The organism is Alteromonas sp. BZK5, assembly GCF_014349115.1.
In the GTDB taxonomy this organism is placed as follows: domain Bacteria; phylum Pseudomonadota; class Gammaproteobacteria; order Enterobacterales; family Alteromonadaceae; genus Alteromonas; species Alteromonas macleodii.
This window is the reverse complement of sequence record NZ_JACSOE010000187.1, coordinates 1-3,018: the sequence shown is the minus strand read 5'-3', so window position 1 is coordinate 3,018 and position 3,018 is coordinate 1. Positions and strand designations below refer to the sequence as shown.

3 protein-coding genes are annotated in these 3,018 nt (G+C 45.8%); 1 reads left to right on the top strand and 2 read right to left on the bottom strand.

Features of this window, described 5'->3' with window-relative positions; genetic code table 11:
• Positions 1-186: 186 nt before the first annotated feature.
• Positions 187-1,515, bottom strand: coding sequence for an HslU--HslV peptidase ATPase subunit (gene hslU / locus BIZ39_RS21040; protein ID WP_014950968.1), 1,329 nt, complete (start codon positions 1,513-1,515; stop codon positions 187-189).
• A gap of 82 nt (positions 1,516-1,597) precedes the next feature.
• Positions 1,598-2,122: an ATP-dependent protease subunit HslV gene (gene hslV, locus BIZ39_RS21035; RefSeq protein ID WP_014950969.1), complete on the bottom strand. Its 525-nt coding sequence runs from the start codon at positions 2,120-2,122 to the stop codon at positions 1,598-1,600.
• A 303-nt stretch (positions 2,123-2,425) separates the two neighbouring features.
• Here hslV and BIZ39_RS21030 point away from each other — a divergent pair, with 303 nt between their 5' ends.
• A complete protein-coding gene (locus BIZ39_RS21030) occupies positions 2,426-2,974 on the top strand; it encodes a DUF1294 domain-containing protein (protein ID WP_168533189.1) in 549 nt (182 codons plus the stop codon).
• Positions 2,975-3,018: the final 44 nt, after the last annotated feature.

Sequence of the window (3,018 nt, the reverse complement as noted above, 5' to 3'; positions counted from 1 at the left end):
ACAAACGACCTGACAGGTATTACCCCAGAGTAGTGAGGAAAAGACCGACTAAATACCCCACAAAGAAAAATGCCAGTCAGCTTAACTGACTGGCATTAGACTTAACGTCGGCTTTTTAATTCTTGTTCATGTAGAAGGGTTAGTTGAACATATCAACTAACGGGGAAACTTCTACTTAGCGCTAAATTACAAGATAAAGCGCGACAGATCTTCGTTATCTACCAAGGTTTCTAGGTGGCTGTTAACGTAATCAGCATCAATCACGAATGACTCACCGCTCTTTTCAGAGGCGTCAAACGAGATGTCTTCCATAAGGCGCTCTAGCACGGTGTGCAAACGGCGGGCACCAATGTTTTCAGTGCGCTCATTCACCTGCCATGCCGCTTCGGCTATACGCTGAATACCAGAATCGTCGAAACTAATATCCACGCCTTCTGTCTTCATTAGCGCAATGTACTGGTGCGTTAATGACGCATTCGGCTCGGTAAGAATGCGCTTGAAGTCACCGACTTTAAGGGCAGATAGCTCAACGCGAATTGGAAGACGACCCTGAAGCTCTGGAATAAGGTCAGACGGCTTGCTCATTTGGAATGCGCCCGAAGCGATAAACAAGATATGGTCAGTTTTAACCATGCCGTGTTTTGTCGATACCGTTGAACCTTCCACAAGTGGAAGCAAGTCACGCTGAACACCTTCGCGAGACACATCGGCCGACGAGTTGCCCTCACGCTTACAGATTTTGTCAATTTCGTCGATAAACACAATACCGTGCTGCTCTACCGACTCAATGGCTTTTTCTTTCAAATCTTCTTGATTCACAAGGCGTGCAGCCTCTTCTTCAATAAGTAGTTTGAACGCTTCTTTAATTTTCAGCTTCTTCTTTTTCTTTTGCGAACCCGACAAATTCTGGAACATGCCCTGAAGCTGATTGGTCATTTCTTCCATACCTGGAGGCGCCATAATTTCTACGCCCACCTGCGGAAGTGCCACATCAATTTCAATTTCTTTGTCGTCTAAGTCGCCCTGACGAAGCTTTTTACGAAATGCTTGGCGCGTACCGCGATCTTCAACATTTTCCTTATTACCCCATGCATCTTCTGGTGGAGGCAGCAAAACGTCTAAAATGCGCTCTTCCGCAGCTTCTTCTGCGCGGAATTTCACCTTTTTCATTTCATTTTCTTTCGTCATCTTCACCGCAATATCAGCAAGATCACGAATGATGGTCTCAACTTCTTTACCTACATAGCCCACTTCAGTGAACTTAGTCGCTTCAACTTTAATGAACGGCGCGTTAGCAAGTTTTGCTAAACGGCGGGCTATTTCAGTTTTACCCACACCCGTAGGGCCAATCATCAAAATATTTTTTGGCGTAACTTCTTGGCGCAGCTCAGGTTCAAGCTGCATACGACGCCAGCGATTTCGAAGTGCAATAGATACAGCGCGCTTGGCATCTTGTTGACCAATAATATGTCGGTCTAACTCGTGAACAATTTCTCTTGGTGTCATTTCAGACATGAATAAACCCTTTTCTAACAGCGCTTGCTGTACTCAAATTCATACGAGCGACAGCAAGCCGATAACAGCACTCAGCTATTACTTAGTAATCTAGTACATCAACCGTTTGGCTATGGTTAGTGAATACGCAAATATCACCCGCTATGGTCAGTGCTTTTTCAGCAATTTCTTTCGCGCTTAGCTCTGTATTTTCAAGTAGTGCAGTAGCTGCAGCTTGCGCGTAGTTACCACCAGAGCCAATCGCAATAAGATCTTGTTCTGGCTGCACCACATCACCGTTACCGGTAATGATAAACGATGCGGTTTCGTCTGCTACGGCAAGCAATGCCTCTAGTTTGCGAAGCGCCCTGTCAGTCCGCCAGTCTTTGGCAAGCTCTACCGCCGCTTTGGTCAAATGGCCTTGGTGGGCTTCAAGCTTTGCTTCAAAGCGCTCAAACAGCGTAAATGCGTCGGCCGTGCCACCAGCAAAGCCCGCTAAAATCTTGTCGTGGTATAAACGGCGCACTTTGCGCGCATTACCTTTCATTACGGTGTTACCCAGTGATACCTGTCCGTCACCGGCCATAACCACTTGATTCCCACGTCGTACAGATACAATCGTTGTCACGTTAATTCCCCGTTTAGCTGGGCGCCGCTGCGTTTTTCGTCTAGCAAAGGCAGCAGCGTTCAAATTCAATAACAAATAAGTGGGGGAAGGCTTTGTAATTTCAAGGGTAAGACAAAAGAATGTGCGCTCAGAGCTGCCTACTATATGGGCTTAGCGTGTTCGCTAGTGTATTGAATACACCATTTATTGAGTGCATACTCTCGCCAACACACTCTATGGCCAAGTGAAATAATGCCTAGGTGATAGAGCACAGATAAAGTAGCAAAAATGAAGACGCTACATAATGGTTTTAAAGGAGTGGTAGTGAAGTATCAGGGAAGAATTCAACAGTGGGATGATGCTAAAGGTTATGGTTTTGTAGAACCTAACGGTGGAGGCACGCGCGCGTTTACTCATATCAAAGCGTTTAAACAACGCTCTAGGCGCCCTGTTAATGGCGACATTATTGTTTATGAAGTTGAGCAGGATAGAAATGGTAATCACCGCGCCTGCAACATCAGCTTACTCAAGGATCACAAAGCAAAACGTTTACGCGCCAATAAGCCAACCTCGCAAAGAAAACGTAACGTTATCGTACTGAGTATTTTCTCCGGTGCACTTGCGTTATTTACATTGTCAGGTCGGCTACCGTTTATAGTACCTATCGTTTATGGCGCGGTAAGTTTGCTTACCATACTGTTTTACGGCATAGACAAATCGGCTGCAAAAAAGGAAAAACGGCGAGTTTCAGAAGCAAAACTGCATATATTAAGCCTATTGGGAGGTTGGCCTGGTGCATTGCTAGCCCAACAGATGTCAATACCAATCCGCATAGATAATTGCCCACTCAGAAGGCGCTGGCAAGTTTCCTAGCAAAGCGTGGGAATGCAGGAATGGCTGTTCCCTTTCAAATTCCC

Excerpts from the sequence above, each read along its gene's own strand:
- hslU (WP_014950968.1), bottom strand. The coding sequence starts at position 1,515 with ATGTCTGAAATGACACCAAGAGAAATTGTTCACGAGTTAGACCGACAT.